Genomic DNA, 15271 nt, shown 5'->3' with positions numbered 1-15271 from the left:
AGTTCTTGGACACGCTGAATCCAGCATTTTGCTGGGGAAGCGAGATGATCAGAATCATGGTTAGGAAGAACTACTCCGACGGGTTCCGGCGGCAGGCCGTGGACTTGTACGAGTCCACTCCCGGGGCGACGGTGCGTGGCATCGCCGCTGATCTCGGGATCGAGCGCGGCACGTTGCGGCTGTGGCTGGAGCGGCACGGGACGGGCCGGAAGACGGCTGCGGACGGCACCGCCGCGCGCAGCCCGTTCAAGGCGTCGGCGACCTCGCCGACGGCGGATGCGGGGGCGGATGAGACGCCCGCGCAGCGCATCGCACGCCTGGAGGGGCGGGTCGCGCAGCTGGAGGTCGAGCAGGTCAAGCTCGTCACCGAGCGTGAGATCCTGCGGCAGGCGGCCAAGTATTTCGCGGGGGAGACGAACTGGTGAACCGCTTCCAGTTCGTTGAGGACCTCTCAGCCACCTACCCGGTGAAGCGGTTGTGTCAGCTCGTCGAGATCACGAGGTCCTCGTTCTACGCATGGCGGGCCGGCGCCGCCGCCCGGCGGGCGCGCGCCGCGGAGGACGACGTTCTGGCGGGGCGGATCCGCGCCGTCCACGAAGGCGACAACACGATGGGCGCGCCACGGATCACCGCCGAGCTCAATGACGGCGCCGCGCCGTCCGAGCGGGTCAACCGCAAGCGGGTCGCCCGCGTGATGCGAGACAACGAGATCCACGGGTACCAGCGCAAGCGGCGGGTGCGCACCACCGTCCCCGAGCCGTCGGGACAGGTCGTCCCCGACCTGCTGAAACGGGACTTCACCGCCGAGGCGCCGAACCAGCGGTATGTCGGCGACATCACCTATCTGCCGCTGGCTGACGGGCAGAACCTGTATCTGGCGACCGTGATCGACTGCTGCTCGAGACGGCTGGCCGGGTGGGCGGTCGCGGACCACATGCGCAACGAGCTCGTCGAAGATGCGCTGCGTTCGGCGAGGCTGACCCGCGGCAGGCTGACCGGGTCCGTGTTCCACTCGGACCACGGATCGGTCTACACCTCCAAGGCCTACGCGGGACTGTGCAAGCGGCTCGGCGTGACACAGTCCATGGGCGCGGTGGGCACGAGCGCTGACAATGCCCTCGCGGAGGCGTTCAACGCGACGCTCAAGCGCGAGGTCCTGCAAGACCGGGCCGTGTTCGCCGACGAGGCCTCCTGCCGTCGCGAGGTGTTCCGGTGGCTCGTGCGCTACAACAACACCCGCCGCCACTCCTACCTCGGCTACATCGCGCCCGTCGCATTCGAAGCCGAACTCACCGCCGCTACGCTACCGATAGCGGCATAATCCCACCCCGTGTCCAAGAACCGGGGGCAAGGCCCCACGCATCCCCACCCAGCTACCCGCATGGCAGGCGCTCCTGGACTCCACCTGGGGCATCCCCCGCTTCGACACCCATCTGCGGCAATACAAGGCGCACGCGGACGCACCCGTGCTCGGGCAGGTCGTGACAACGCTTCGCGACAACCGGTCCACCGCGGGAGGCATCGCCGACGTCACCCGCCTGGGTCACGAACTGTCCGGGATTCTCGAGCCCGCACCTATGGGGAGCTGGTGAAAGCAATGCCCCGCATCGATCTCGCTGCGACCCTCACCGACAGCCGAACCCGAGCACACGCGGAGGACACGGATCCGTCCGTGCCAATGTTCGCGCGGCTGACTCGCAAGGAAGCACGCGTGCGGGAAGACCAATACGCCGCGCTCTCTGCCCTCGCACGAACGCTGATGCGCCGCCGCACCGTACGGGCAGAGCGGATCACGGAGAACACCCTCATCCGTGTCGCGATCGACCTACTCCTCACCCACCAGCACCACCTGACCGGGTCCACCGAGGAAGCACTCCGACGCTCCGTGACCACCGGACTTACAGAATCCAGCACTTCCGTTCACCGTGCGGGCCGACGTGCGGCGGGGAAGGTGTCGTGATGGTCAGCGTCACGGTGTACACGACGGGGCCGGCGTGCGTGCAGTGCCGGCTCACCAGCCGACGCCTCGACGAAGCCGGCATCCGCTACACCGAGATTGATCTCACCCTCGACGCCAACGCGGCGGCCCGTCACTACGTCACCGAGGATCTCGGCTACAGCCAGGCGCCCGTGGTCGTCGTTGACGGTGAGCCCGAGCATCACTGGTTCGGTTTTCGCCCCGACCGCATCGACCACCTCGCCTCCCTCGATCAACTGGCGCGGAAAGCGCCGCTGGGTCCCGGTGTCGTGCGGAGTTCCGTCACCGCGGGGATGGGCATGTCATGACCGACGACGAACGGCCGCGCGTGCCCCGCCGGGATCGCAGCAAGGAATCACCTGCTCTGCAGGAGTGGAAGGACCAGCGTGAACGCGACGGCCTGCCCATCCACGGACCCGAGTATCAGCGCGAGAAGAGCAAGTGGTATCGGGAGCTCACCCGGGACAGGCGGCGGGAGTTGCAGGCAGTGTACAAGGAGCGGAACCGGGAACACGTCCGCGCCTACAACCGCGAATACATGCGCGCGCAGGCGCAGCGGAGGCGCGCGGAGGAGGACAAGCGTGCGAGGCGTGCGGAGCAGTCCCGGCAGTACTACGCGGCGAATAAGGACAAGTGGGTCGGATACTCCCGCGCCTACGTCGCTCGACAACGGGCGGAGGACCCGGACGGGTTTCGCGAGCGGCGCCGCGCGAACAACGCGGCGGACTATCAGCGGCACCGCGAGGAACGACTTGCCGCGAAACGCGACGCACACCGTGACAACCCCGACGCCCGCCGAGCTGCCGCACGGGACTACTACGAACGGCACAAAGATGAGGTGAAAGCGAAAAGCCGCGACCGCTACCAGGCGAACAAGGAACGAGCGAAAACGGCGGCGGCGGCGTGGCGGCGGCGGGAGAAGAACCGCCAACAGGGCGGGCTGCCCACTGAGCGCCTGCACGGGACCAGCAGTGCGGAACGCGCGGAGAACCGCGCCGCCGCGACGGCGTTCTTCACCACCCCGCGCACTCCGGAACAGATCTCGCAACTGCAGGAGGAGTACGCGGTCAGCCCGGAGATGACCGCGGCCTGGGAACGCGACTGCCAACGAGCCCGCGCCCACGTGTACCTCGCCAGTCAGCCAACGGTCGGACACAAATTCGTGGACCCCACCGATCGGGAGGCGTTTCGACGGATCGCTCGGGAACGCGAGCAGGCCCGCAGGGACGCCGTAGAGGCTGCGGAGGATGCCCGGATGGATGAGATCGCTCGCAACCTCAACGACACCCTCCGCCACACACCCCGCCTCCCCAATCGCCGGCCCGACGCGACCGGCCCCCACACGGGACCCGCAACACCGGGGAAAGGGCTCGGACTGTGACACTGAAGACAACCAGGAAGGCAGACCACCATGCTTGACCGTGCAGACGCCGAAGCCGTCATCTACCGCACCGCCGTCGCCTCATTCACCTGGTACCCCACCAAACACCAGGAAGAAACCGGCTACAGCATCCAAGAAGACATCGACTGGTGCATCGAACCCCTCGGCGACCTGTTCCTCCCACACCGCCGCGGCCTCAGCGACCGGATCCGCGAACTCATCACCGACCCGACCGCCGACCGCCGCACCTTCATCCGCGACGTCATGGCCCTTACGACCGACTGAACTGTGGCAGCGCGCTCACGAGATGTCCGAGCTGGCCCGTTACTCTGCCGGTGTGAGCGGCCCCCCGTGAACCCCCGGCAACGACTCGCGGCCCTCTGGCATGACGAGCTGCTCGCCTTCGTGCGCGGCGGCTGAGTCGTCGAGCTCCACCGACATGAACAGTTCGCGCACCTTCGCGAAGGAGGGGAACGGTTCACCGTCACCCCCGAGCTCCCTTGCACACACCACTGAGCTCGCCGCCGGCCAGGACCCGCGGAACACCTACCTCCGCTGGTGGACCGGCGCCCTCAACGCGCTCACATGACCGCGAACGCGGACTGAGCTTCCTGGGCGGCGAGAGTGTAGCGGGCCGCGCGGTGCTCCGTTCCGGGCTTTCGCGGCATATGCTCCCTCGCTGCCGCTCGGTCCGCTATTCCACGACCCGGCACTACACACCACCCGACCCGCTGACCACAGCCGGCTATCCCAGGACACCCGCAGACCGAAGCAACCACCTGCGAAGTATCGGACCCCCGAAGTTCGGAACTTCCGACCTCACAGAGTCACTGACGCCCGAAGTGCTGGAGTCCCGAAGTCGCTGGCACCCGCAGCTCCCGGCTCATCGAGTCACGCCCCCGCGGTCAGGGCCAGCAGGACCGACGACCGGACCCGTCGCGTCGACTGTCTCTGTCGGCGCCAACGTCCGGCGCAGCTCGAGCAGTCGGGTAGCGATGCTCCGCTCCTGGACCGCGAGCACATCGGAACCCTCGAAGGACGGCAGGTGCGGGGTCACCTCCCGCAATGCAAGATCGTGCAACTCAACGAGAGCCTCAAGCACGTCTCGTTCGGGGCGGCGCAGCGACTGTGCGAACTCGCTCACCCGGCGAAGTTCGCCTAACCACTCCACCATGTCCATCGTCGAAGGTGTGACGGACTGCGCCTTCACGAGCGCCTCAACCCCGCTCCCACCCTGGTCGGGCGCCGGCGTCTCGCTGTCGAAAACCGTGCGACCGCGACGGTCGAGCACCACGAGCCCACTTTCGGGGGCGTCGGTCTCGACTGCGGCGACGACCGCCCTTGTCGCGTCGAAGCCCGCCTGGTGCTCTTCCCCGTCCGTGAACCGCGAAGCACGACCCGCCTGGATGCGTGACGCGTGCGTCGACGCCAACGTCAGCAGACTCTCGCGCGCCGGCACACCGACCATGATCACGCGCGTCCGAAACCCCTGCTCGGCGAACAGCCGTAGAGTTCCCGTGACCGCGTCCGGGTTCTCGAACGACCCCTCCAGCAGCACCGATCGTCGATGATCCCGCGCATACGCGATGCAGGCACCCACCCACTGCGCCGCCGCGGCCGCCAGCTCAACCTCCGCGTCAGCAGTGCCGACCAGTTCCGTGTATCGCGGATGGAAGGCGCGCAACTCATCACCCCTCACGACAGCAAGACGATGCTGCGCTGCGGATTGGATTCTCGAGATGGCCTGTGCGCGGCCTGACCCCTGCTGCCCCGACAAGATCACAAACTCGGGCTCAACGTCCTCAACGTCGGCGAAGACGAGCGGGCGAATGTCGCGGTCAAAGACCCGCTCAAGCTCATCGGACGGTGTCACTTACGAGCCCTGCCGCACTTTATCGAGCTCCGACTGCAACTCGGCGATCGCGCCAGCAATCGCCGTCGCGTCGTAGCCGTCAACCGACTGAACGAACGAGCGCACCTGGTGAACTTGCGCGGCGGCATCTTCCGTGGGTATGCGGCCGCTCCGAGCTTGCGCAAGGAGCGCCGCGATCGTCCGATGGGCGACCGCGTCGAGCGCGTCAGATGCTGGGGCTTCCCGCAAACGCCACGGCGAAAAATCGACACGCATATCGCCCTCCTTCCGGAAGGCTATCGGCTGGATGAAAAGGTTCGAAGTCAGTCACGTGCCGATTCCCGGCGGGGCCACGGACGGGTTGCCATGCCGCGACGATCGCTGCGACGTTGACCGCCGGCGCCCGACATAGGTCCTTCAGGTCCTGGAACGAACCGCCGATGCTCAGCTTGACGCCACAGCTGGACCTTTGGCGCGCCGCTAGGCATTTGCCCACCGTCAATCCTTGGGGGCGGACCCATCGCAAACGTCGGCACCGCGTGGCGGGATGGGGATGTGATGTCTGGGCCTCCTGATAAAGATGCGTATGGCTTACGCGAGAGGAGACGACAATGCTCGACTACTGGGAGATGCGCGACCTCTTTCAACAGGGGGTGTGGCAGGGCCTCGTGCTTCTCTGGCATGCGCTGTGGGTCAATGCGCTGACGTATTGGTGGTTTGGGCCGCTGGTGCTTGCGATCCTCATCACGGCCGGACGACGCAAGCTCGTGCGCCTTGTGCGATGGATCGGCGGCACATTCGTGCGCGGGCAGTCAGGCCCGATATAGCGCATTCGATACGCTGGCGGCATGCTCGAAGCTGACCGCCTGCCCGCCGAAGCGCGTGCACGGAAACTCATCGACGAGCAGCTCGAAGCAGCCGGATGGGTAGTGCAGGACCGCGCCGCGATCAACCTCTTTGCGGGCGTTGGCGTAGCAGTGCGTGAGTTCATCATGGCCTCGGGGCATGGACGGGCCGATTACTTACTCTTCGTAGACAAGCAGGTCGTCGGAGTCATCGAGGCGAAACCGGTCGGCACCTCCCTGTCAGGCGTCGAGTGGCAATCCGCGATGTATGCCACCGGCCTTCCCGATGCGCAGGCTAGGCGGGCGGTGGTTACCGACGGCCGTCTCCCGTTCGTGTTCGAGTCGTCAGGAGTCGAGACCCATTTCACGAACGGGTTCGACCCGCATCCGCGAGCGCGTCGAGTCTTCGCGTTCCCGCAACCGCCAACCCTCGCACGGGCGGCCCGCGAAGCCATTGAGAGGCCGGGCGCCGCGACCTGGCGCGCCCGCGTCCACTCTCTCCCCGAGCTCGACCGCACAAGTCTGCGACCAGCGCAGATCGATGCGGTCAACGGGGTGGAGCAAGCGCTGCGTGAGCAGAGGTATACGCGATCCCTCATCCAGATGGCCACGGGGGCGGGCAAGACATTCACCGCCGTGACCGAGGCTTACAGGCTTCTCGCTTACGGCGGATTCACTCGCATCCTTTTCCTCGTCGACCGCAACAACCTCGCAGACCAGACGCTCGCTGAGTTCCAGAACTACCGCACCCCTGGCGACGGCCGGCGATTCACGGAGCTGTATCCCGTGATGAAGCTAACAAGCGCTGGGATGCTGCAGTCGGCCAGCGTGGTGATCTCGACGATCCAGCGCGTCCACCGTGTGCTCCAGGGCAAGGACGTCGAGGATCGCGACGATCCCGGTATCGACGGTTTCGTCCCCGACGTTCCGGTGACGGTGGCATACAACCATGCGCTCCCCCCGGAAGCGTTCGACCTGGTTATCGTGGACGAGGCGCATCGCTCTATATACGGCGTGTGGCGAGGGGTGCTCGAGTACTTCGACGCACACATCGTGGGGCTCACAGCGACGCCCGGCAAGCAGACGTTCGGGTTCTTTCAGCAGAACCTGGTTTCGGAATACACCTACCCAGAGTCCGTCGCGGATGGAGTGAACGTCGACTTCGACATCTATCGCATCAAGACTCGTGTGAGCGATGAAGGCGGAGCGATCGAGGCGGGCACGGTCGTTCCCAAGGTCGACCGTCGCACGCGAAAGCAACGACTCGAGACGCTCGATGAGGATCTCCAGTACACCGCGACGCAGCTCGACCGAGCGGTTACGAACATGTCTCAGTTGCGGACGATCCTCGAGACCTACCGCGACCGCATGCCCGAAATTTTTCCTGGTCGCCGCGTCGTGCCAAAGACGCTTATCTTCTGCAAGGACGACAATCACGCCGAGACAGTGGTAAACCTTGCGCGCGAAGTGTTCGGCAAAGGCAACGACTTCGCAGCCAAGATCACCTACAACGCGAAAGATCCGAAGGGTCATTTGCAGGCGTTCCGCACCTCGCCGACGATGCGCGTCGCGGTCACCGTCGACATGATCGCCACCGGAACCGACGTCAAGCCGCTCGAGTGCGTCTTCTTCCTACGCGATGTGCGCAGCGCCCAGTACTTCGAGCAGATGAAAGGCCGGGGCGCACGAACGATCCCATCCGCAGACTTCCGAGCAGTCACCCCGGATGCCGCACAGAAGACCCGCTTTGTGATCGTCGACGCCGTCGGGGTCACCGAGCACGACTTCGTCGAACCGCCGCTGAATCGAGATCGCGGAATCTCGCTGCAAAAGTTGCTTGCGAAGGCCGCGGACCTCTCCATCACCGAGGACGAGACCGCGACCCTTGCTTCGCGCCTGTCGGCCCTCGAGCTACAGCTCACCGCGTCGGAACGCGCCGAGCTCGATGAGGTCGCCGGGGGATCGCTGCGCAACGTCATTCGCGGACTCGTCGACGCCGTCGATCCCGATACTCAGGCCGGTTCGCTGCCGGAGGTCGACGACGCGTCGCCCGAATCCGCGAGGGCTCGGGAAGCAGCGATCGCTGAGCTGATCGAGCGCGCCATCGAGCCACTCGCATCGAGCCCTGAGTTGCGCTCGCGCATTCTCGAGCTGCGCCGCACACACGACCAAGTGATCGACGAAGTGACGGTCGATGAGCTCGTCGATGCCTACGGCGTGGTCGACACGAACCATGCGCGGTCGATCGTCGAATCGTGGCGCGGTTACCTCGCTGAGCATCGCAGTGAGATCAGCGCAATACAGGTGCTCATGGAAGCGAAGACTCGGCACGTGCCGTTCGCGGCCATCGCGGAACTCGCCGACCGCATTGCCCGGCCCCCGCACAACTGGACGGTCGACCTCATCTGGCACGCATACGAAGCGGTACAGGTCGAACGCGTCAGGCCAAATGATCACGCGAGACTCACCGACCTCGTCTCCCTTCTGCGGTACGAGTTGGGCGAGGACACCGAACTCGTCCCGTATGCCGACGTCGTGCGAGCACGTTACGACGACTGGCTCGATCGTCAGGGCCTCGCCGGTGTCGCGTTCACGGATGATCAGCGCTGGTGGCTCGATCGAATGGCAGACGTCATCGCAAACTCGGCCGGTCTATCAGATGCCGATCTCGATGGCGCACCCTTCACCGAGCGCGGGGGAGTCGATGGTGCCATACGCGTCCTCGGCGACCGCGCCGGTACGCTCATCGACGAACTGAACGTGGAGCTGACCGCGTGAGTTGGGAGATCGAGACGCTCGCAGACATCGCTCGAGGCGGACTCTTCACCGACGGTGACTGGGTCGAATCAAAGGACCAGGATTCGAGTGGGGGAGTGCGGCTGACTCAACTCGCTGACGTCGGAGTAGGGGTCTTTCGTGATCGAAGCAATCGGTGGATGCGTGAAGATCAAGCCCTTCGACTCAACTGTACTTTTCTTCGTCCACACGACATCCTTATTGCCCGGATGCCCGATCCCATCGGGCGCGCATGTCTTGTCCCTCACGGGATCGGGCGCGCCGTGACAGTCGTCGACGTGGCCGTTCTTCGAATCGCTAGACAGGATATGGATCCGCGATTCGTTATGTGGGCGCTCAACTCTCCGAACGTGCGCGCCAGGGTCGAGTCCATGCAGTCAGGGGGTGGCGTCCGGCAAGGTGGTGTACGGATCGGGTGACCGTGTCGCTGCGGACGTAGCGACGGTCACCGCGTGATCCTTCGAGAGAACTCTTCACATCCATCTCGAAAGGACCCCGACGATGACCGTCTCACCCCACGATATCGACCCTGCCCGCTTCCTCGAAGACCACCTCGCGCAGGCGTCTCCCGATCTGCTGCGGGAGATGCTCGGCACGTTCATCAACCAGCTGCTATCCGCGGACGCGGACCAGATCTGCGGCGCCGCTTACGGCACGATCAGCGACGACAGGGTGAACCGTCGCAACGGTTACCGCCACCGCGACTTCGACACCCGCGCCGGGACCATCGACGTGAAGATCCCCAAGCTCCGGCAGGGCACCTACTTCCCGGAGTGGCTGCTGGAACGCCGCCGCCGCGCGGAGGCCGCACTGACCACCGTGGTCGCGACCAGCTACCTCCTCGGCGTGTCCACCCGTCGGATGGATGACCTGGTGAAGACCCTCGGGATCACCGGGCTGTCGAAGTCGCAGGTGTCGGAGATGGCGCGCGACCTTGACGAGCAGGTGACCGCGTTCCGCACCCGGCCGTTGGACGCCGGCCCGTACTCGTTCGTCGCCGCCGACGCGCTCACCATGAAGGTCCGCGAGGGCGGCCGGGTCGTGAAGGTCGCGGTGCTGGTCGCGACCGGCGTGAACGCCGACGGCTACCGCGAGATCCTCGGTCTGCAAGTCAACTCGACCGAAGACGGCGCCGGCTGGCTGACGTTCTGGCGCGACCTCGTCGCGAGAGGCCTGACCGGCGTGAAGCTCGTCACGTCCGACGCACACGCAGGTCTGGTCGCAGCGATCGGCGCGACCGTCGGCGGGTCCTGGCAGAGGTGCAGAACCCACTACGCGGCGAACCTGATGAGCGTGACCCCAAAGTCCTCGTGGCCATGGGTGAAGACCCTGCTGGGCACGGTTTTCGACCAGCCCGACGCGGAGTCCGTGCACGCCCAGTTCGACCGCGTCCTGGACGCGCTCGAGCACAAGCTCCCCAGGTCGTTCGAGCACCTCGAGGCCGCACGTGAGGAGATCCTCGCGTTCACCGCGTTCCCGAAGAGCATCTGGCGGCAGATCTGGTCCAACAATCCGAACGAACGCCTCAACCGGGAGATCCGCCGCCGCACCGACGTCGTGGGCATCTTCCCGAACCGCGACGCGATCATCCGGCTCGTCGGCGCCGTCCTCGCCGAGCAACACGACGAGTGGGCCGAGCAACGCCGCTACCTCGGCCTCGACGCCCTCGCCGCCGCACGCCGCGTCGGCGAACCCACCACAGAGGAGGTGATCGAACCCGACCTTCGGGCCCTCACAGCCTGACCTCGACACGAGGGATCACACGATCACCGATACACCACGTCCCAGGACTTGACCCAGTCAGGGACTACTAGGAAGCGCATCTCCCGCCGAAACCTGGCTGCCATCGGACTCTCGGTGCCGCCTGTGATCGAACAGCAGCGAATAGTGGACATGATCGAAGATCAATTCTCCCGACTCGACGCCGCCGAGCGAGGGTTGGATGTCGTGATAGCGCGGACGGCGTCACTAGTGCAGCGGGCGCTCGCGGACGCAAGCTTTGGCGCAGAGCTGGTGCCGCTTGCGGACCTAGCGGCAATTCAGTCCGGCATTCAGAAACAACCGAAGCGCCGACCGAGCAGAAACACAGCGCCATTTCTGCGAGTAGCCAACATAACTGCTTCGGGACTTGATCTCGCTGAACTTCATGAGGTCGAGATGTTCGCTGGCGACCAGGAACGGTACCAACTGCTGCTGGGCGATCTACTTGTTGTCGAAGGTAACGGTAGCGCCAACCAGATCGGCCGCGCTGCTCTCTGGGACAACAGCGTGCCCGGGGCGGTGCATCAAAACCATCTGATTCGCGTACGTCCTGGACCACGGTTGCTCCCGGCGTATCTCGAGGCGGTTTGGAACGCACCTCAGCTTCGTCGACAGCTCTCCAGTGTCGCTAGCTCATCAAGTGGCCTCTACACTTTGAGCGTTCGTAAGTTGAGCGCCCTCGGGATTCCCGTGCCGTCGCGAGCGCATCAGGCCGAAGTGGTGCAACGCATTGCACTGGTCCGCGAGGTGGCGGGTCGCCTACGCGCGGAGGTCATGGCAGCCCAACATCGTTCAAAGTTGCTCCGCAGGGCCGTTCTCGCTTACGCGTTTTCAGGACAGTTGACGGGAGCGACATTCGACGCTGCTCGGATCGAAGAGTCCTTAGCGGCGCAATGATACGGACGCCGGGCGCCATGCAAACCTCGTTTACTCATTGCCAGAACATGTAAATATTTACTCCGAATTTTTACACGTTCTCGCGTCGTGTGCCTAGACTTTGCATGTGACATGGCAGCCAAACGAGCCGTACAATGAGCTTCCCGCATTGCCTCCCAACACCGCGGTCGAGACGGTCGCCGTCCTCAAGGCGGCTATCGAGGCGCGTGCGCAGGTCGCGGCCCTCGACCAGGCGACTCGGCGCATGCCCAACCCGGCGGTACTGCTCAACGCTATTCCGATCCTCGAAGCGCAAGCGAGCTCCGAGATCGAGAACATCGTGACGACAACCGACGAACTGTTCCGCTACGCGCAAGACGAGTCAGAACTCGCGACGCCCGAGACGAAAGAGACGCTGCGCTACCGCTCTGCACTGTTCGCGGGGTTGGAGAGTGTGCGATCGCGCCCGCTCTCGGTCACCACCGCGACCCAGATCTGTTCGATCATCCAGCAACGCGAGATGGATGTGCGCGATCTGCCCGGCACGATCATCGCAAACCCCGCGACACGACGCGCGATCTACACCCCGCCGCACGGGGCAGCTGTCATTCGCGGGAAGCTTGCCAACTGGGCGGACTTCATCCATGGGGCGCGGTCGGTCGACCCGCTCGTCCGGATGGCAATCGCGCACTACCAGTTCGAGGCGATCCACCCCTTCGCCGACGGAAACGGAAGGACCGGTCGCATCCTGAACATACTGATGATCGTGGATGCCGGCCTGCTCCAGTCGCCGATCCTTTACCTGTCGCGATACATCATCGTTCATAAGGACGACTATTACCGGCTGCTTCTCGAAGTTACCCGCAGCGGTGTGTGGGAGGAGTGGATCCTGTTCATGCTCGACGCCGTCCGCGAGACCGCCCGGGTGACGCTCGCGAAGATCGACGCCATTCAAGCGTTGCAGGTGAACGTGCGTGAACAGGTGCGCGAGACAAGCGCGGGCGCGAATTCCGATCTGCTGGATGTGCTGTTCGAGCAGCCGTATTGCCGGATCAGCAACGTGATAGCGCGTTGCGGGGTCTCTCGGCCAACGGCGACCAAATGGCTGAACGAGCTTGTTGCGACCGGGGTGCTCCGCGACATTCGCGTGGGTCGCGAGAGACTATTCATCAACTACGCGTTCTTCGAGATCCTGTTGCGTGACGAGCCCGACGACACGCCTCGAGACGCGACTCTCTTCTGACGCAAGCCCTCGGAGACCTTCCTGATGCCTGACTCTCGCCGCCTTGTCGACAAACTCTGGTCGTACGCGAACGTGCTGCGCGACGACGGCGTCGGCACGATCGACTACACGGAGCAGCTGACCTATCTGCTCTTCCTCAAGATGGCTCACGAGCGGGCCACACGACCGCTTAGACCCGAGAAGATAGTTCCCGACGAGTACTCGTGGCAGCGACTGCTCGATGCCGACGGCGTGGAGCTAGAGCTTGAATACACGCGCATCCTGCAAGGGCTCGGGCGCGAGACCGGCACGCTCGGCGTGATCTTCCGCAAAGCGCAGAATCGGGTTCAGGATCCCGCGAAGCTGAAGCGCCTTATCCATGACCTCATCGACGCGGAGCAGTGGTCGCAGACCGGGGTCGACATCAAGGGTGACGCGTACGAGTCGCTGCTTGCGAAGGGCGCAGAAGACGTCAAGTCGGGTGCGGGGCAATATTTCACTCCTCGCCCGATCATTGATGCCATCGTTGACTGCATTCGTCCGACTGTCGAGGACACGGTGACTGACCCCGCGTGCGGCACGGGCGGGTTCCTGTTGCAGGCGTACGAGCATGTCGCGCGCTACGCGTCGTCCTTCACGCCTCCGCAGCGTGAGCACCTCGGGACGGGACTCGTGCATGGCGTCGAGCTGGTCGACGGCACCGCGCGTCTGGCCGCGATGAACCTTCTGCTGCACGGCGCCGGCGAGGCCAATGGTCCGTCACTCATCGAGGTAAAAGATTCGCTTATCGCGGACCCCGGGCGCCGGTGGAGCGTGGTGCTTTCTAACCCGCCGTTCGGTCGCAAGTCATCGTTGACGATGGTCGGTGCCGACGGGCGCGAAGCGCGCGAGGATCTCGAGATCGAGCGCCAGGACTTCGTCGTCACGACGTCGAACAAGCAACTCAACTTCCTTCAGCACATCGCGACGATCCTCGACATCAACGGGCGGGCTGCGGTCGTGCTACCCGACAACGTGCTGTTTGAAGGTGGAGCCGGCGAGACCCTGCGTCGGCGGATGCTGAAAGACTTCGATCTGCACACGATGCTTCGGCTGCCGACGGGCATCTTCTATGCCGGCGGTGTCAAGGCGAACGTGCTGTTCTTCGACAAGAAGCCGGCGGGTGAGCGTCCCTGGACGTCGAAGCTCTGGATCTACGATCTGCGCACGAATCAGCACTTCACCCTCAAGCAGAATCCGCTGACGCGTGCCCACCTTGACAACTTTGTGTCGTGCTTTGGTGTCGATCGCGAGTCCCGCGTCGAGACCGAGCAATACAAGTTTTTCGACTATGAGGAGCTGGTTGCGCGGGACAAGGTCAATCTGGACATCACGTGGCTGAGAGACGAGTCGCTCGAAAACCTTGACAACCTCCCCGCGCCCGAGGTCATCGCGCGCGAGATCGTGGAGGACCTGACCGCAGCACTGGCGGAGTTCGAAACGGTCGCGGCCGCGTTGGAATCGGGCGCCGCGAAGAGTTCCTGATCTTGAGACCGCGCTTCGCCGAGATGACGACCCCAGGTATACGAAGATCTAGGACTGTTGACCTAGACGCGACGGCGGGAGTCGAACTCAGGCGGGGGTTTTCGGTGTTGTCGCGCGATCGGTGGAAAACCGCGTGATTACGCGGAATATTCGCTTTCCTCGGCGGGGCTCAAACCGGTTCGATCGGGGTGAATCTCGACCAAGTGTGGGCAAAATGTGGGCAAACCTGCATACCGCGGTGTGATGTATCATGTGATGTATCAGGACATGCCTGACGATTCTGCATCAGGACATCTCTGACAGTTGATGTGTCAGGACATCTCTGACACTCAGACGGTGGGGCGGCCGCGCCCGCGGGGTCTGCCGCTGCCGACGTACTTCGTGCCGGGTGCGGGCCAGGGCTGCTGGATGAGAAGTGTGCCTTGGTGATCGAAGACCATCACGCCGGTGTCTTCCTCGACGACGTAGGCGACCGCGCCGAACAAGATTCGGCCGATGTGGAAGCGGATGCCGCGGACGAAGACCGTGCCGTTGTCCCGCACTCGTGTCATCCGGATTCCGTCGTCCACGGGGAGGGTCGCGGGTCGCGGAGCGGGGCGGGGCGGCTCGACTTTCGCCGTCGCTATCCACGCCTGTTGCGGGGTGATCCGACCGGGCAATGCTTGATGCGGACGCTCGGTGTTATAGATCAGATCGAAGACGTCGACCTGAGCCTGCAACTGCTCGAGTGTGTCGGCGAGGGGTTGCTTATCGAGGAACCGGAACAGGGTCTGGTGGAAGCGTTCGTTCTTGCCCTGCGTGGTCGGCTTATAGGGCTTGCCCGTGATCGGCTCAACACCAAGAGCGGTCACATACGAGACGAGCTGGCCCAGAGCGCCGCGCCGGGACGGGTTCAACGCCGCCCCGTTGTCGCTGAGCAGCCGCTGCGGAACCCCGTGAGCCTCGATCCCCTTCCGGACAACAGCGATCGCTGCTTCCGACGTCTCACCCCAGGCCACATGAGAGGCGATCGCGAACCGAGAGTGATCATCGAAGG

The 15271-nt window shown here is 64.5% G+C and carries 13 protein-coding genes and 1 pseudogene; 11 read left to right on the top strand and 3 right to left on the bottom strand.

Going from position 1 to position 15271, the window contains the following annotated elements; genetic code table 11:
• Positions 1–56: 56 nt before the first annotated feature.
• The 5 genes from C2868_RS11055 (at position 57) to C2868_RS11035 (ending at position 3644) form a co-directional block, all read left to right on the top strand.
• Positions 57–1321 (top strand): IS3 family transposase gene (locus C2868_RS11055; RefSeq protein WP_100813234.1). Its coding sequence is split into 2 segments (ribosomal slippage): positions 57–408 and positions 408–1321, totalling 1266 coding nucleotides; the frame shifts between segments, so codons are not numbered across the junction.
• A 390-nt stretch (positions 1322–1711) separates the two neighbouring features.
• Positions 1712–1960, top strand: coding sequence for a hypothetical protein (locus C2868_RS11050; protein ID WP_219811474.1), 249 nt, complete (start codon positions 1712–1714; stop codon positions 1958–1960).
• Positions 1960–2286, top strand: a complete 327-nt coding sequence (locus C2868_RS11045; RefSeq protein ID WP_103663358.1) for a glutaredoxin family protein — start codon at positions 1960–1962, stop codon at positions 2284–2286. Before C2868_RS11050 ends, C2868_RS11045 begins: the two co-directional genes overlap by 1 nt.
• Entirely contained in the window at positions 2283–3359 is a 1077-nt protein-coding gene (locus tag C2868_RS11040; protein WP_103663357.1) for a hypothetical protein, read from the top strand. Before C2868_RS11045 ends, C2868_RS11040 begins: the two co-directional genes overlap by 4 nt.
• A gap of 30 nt (positions 3360–3389) precedes the next feature.
• Positions 3390–3644 carry a hypothetical protein gene (locus C2868_RS11035; RefSeq protein ID WP_103663356.1) on the top strand — a complete coding sequence of 85 codons (255 nt, stop codon included), beginning with the start codon at positions 3390–3392 and terminating at the stop codon, positions 3642–3644.
• A gap of 598 nt (positions 3645–4242) precedes the next feature.
• Here the strand turns inward: C2868_RS11035 and C2868_RS11025 are convergent.
• Positions 4243–5232: a zeta toxin family protein gene (locus tag C2868_RS11025; RefSeq protein WP_103663354.1), complete on the bottom strand. Its 990-nt coding sequence runs from the start codon at positions 5230–5232 to the stop codon at positions 4243–4245.
• On the bottom strand, positions 5233–5487 hold the full coding sequence (locus C2868_RS11020; protein WP_103663353.1) for a hypothetical protein: 255 nt from the start codon (positions 5485–5487) through the stop codon (positions 5233–5235).
• A 335-nt stretch (positions 5488–5822) separates the two neighbouring features.
• On the opposite strand from C2868_RS11020, the gene C2868_RS11015 reads away from it, so the two are divergent.
• The 6 genes from C2868_RS11015 (at position 5823) to C2868_RS10990 (ending at position 14235) form a co-directional block, all read left to right on the top strand.
• Positions 5823–6038 carry a hypothetical protein gene (locus tag C2868_RS11015; RefSeq protein ID WP_103663352.1) on the top strand — a complete coding sequence of 72 codons (216 nt, stop codon included), beginning with the start codon at positions 5823–5825 and terminating at the stop codon, positions 6036–6038.
• A 21-nt stretch (positions 6039–6059) separates the two neighbouring features.
• Positions 6060–8834 (top strand): DEAD/DEAH box helicase family protein, encoded by a 2775-nt coding sequence (locus C2868_RS11010; protein WP_181003448.1) that lies wholly within the window; start codon positions 6060–6062, stop codon positions 8832–8834.
• Positions 8835–9353: 519 nt separating this feature from the next.
• Entirely contained in the window at positions 9354–10595 is a 1242-nt protein-coding gene (locus C2868_RS11000; RefSeq protein ID WP_100809640.1) for an IS256 family transposase, read from the top strand.
• Positions 10596–10718: 123 nt separating this feature from the next.
• A complete protein-coding gene (locus tag C2868_RS17235; protein ID WP_146048046.1) occupies positions 10719–11510 on the top strand; it encodes a hypothetical protein in 792 nt (263 codons plus the stop codon).
• 106 nt (positions 11511–11616) lie between these two features.
• Positions 11617–12732, top strand: coding sequence for a Fic family protein (locus C2868_RS10995; protein ID WP_103663359.1), 1116 nt, complete (start codon positions 11617–11619; stop codon positions 12730–12732).
• A 24-nt stretch (positions 12733–12756) separates the two neighbouring features.
• Positions 12757–14235, top strand: coding sequence for a class I SAM-dependent DNA methyltransferase (locus C2868_RS10990; protein WP_103663351.1), 1479 nt, complete (start codon positions 12757–12759; stop codon positions 14233–14235).
• A 285-nt stretch (positions 14236–14520) separates the two neighbouring features.
• Here the strand turns inward: C2868_RS10990 and C2868_RS17725 are convergent.
• Positions 14521–15271 (bottom strand): annotated as a pseudogene (locus C2868_RS17725) (integrase core domain-containing protein); the annotation flags it as partial.

Source organism: Microbacterium sp. CJ77, from assembly GCF_002911615.1.
In the GTDB taxonomy this organism is placed as follows: domain Bacteria; phylum Actinomycetota; class Actinomycetes; order Actinomycetales; family Microbacteriaceae; genus Microbacterium.
This window is presented reverse-complemented; position numbering and strand designations above follow the sequence as displayed.

Excerpts from the sequence above, each read along its gene's own strand:
- C2868_RS10990 (WP_103663351.1), top strand. The coding sequence starts at position 12,757 with ATGCCTGACTCTCGCCGCCTTGTCGACAAACTCTGGTCGTACGCGAAC.
- C2868_RS11045 (WP_103663358.1), top strand. The coding sequence starts at position 1,960 with ATGGTCAGCGTCACGGTGTACACGACGGGGCCGGCGTGCGTGCAGTGC.
- C2868_RS11040 (WP_103663357.1), top strand. The coding sequence starts at position 2,283 with ATGACCGACGACGAACGGCCGCGCGTGCCCCGCCGGGATCGCAGCAAG.
- C2868_RS11010 (WP_181003448.1), top strand. The coding sequence starts at position 6,060 with ATGCTCGAAGCTGACCGCCTGCCCGCCGAAGCGCGTGCACGGAAACTC.
- C2868_RS11020 (WP_103663353.1), bottom strand. The coding sequence starts at position 5,487 with ATGCGTGTCGATTTTTCGCCGTGGCGTTTGCGGGAAGCCCCAGCATCT.
- C2868_RS11035 (WP_103663356.1), top strand. The coding sequence starts at position 3,390 with ATGCTTGACCGTGCAGACGCCGAAGCCGTCATCTACCGCACCGCCGTC.
- C2868_RS11015 (WP_103663352.1), top strand. The coding sequence starts at position 5,823 with ATGCTCGACTACTGGGAGATGCGCGACCTCTTTCAACAGGGGGTGTGG.
- C2868_RS11000 (WP_100809640.1), top strand. The coding sequence starts at position 9,354 with ATGACCGTCTCACCCCACGATATCGACCCTGCCCGCTTCCTCGAAGAC.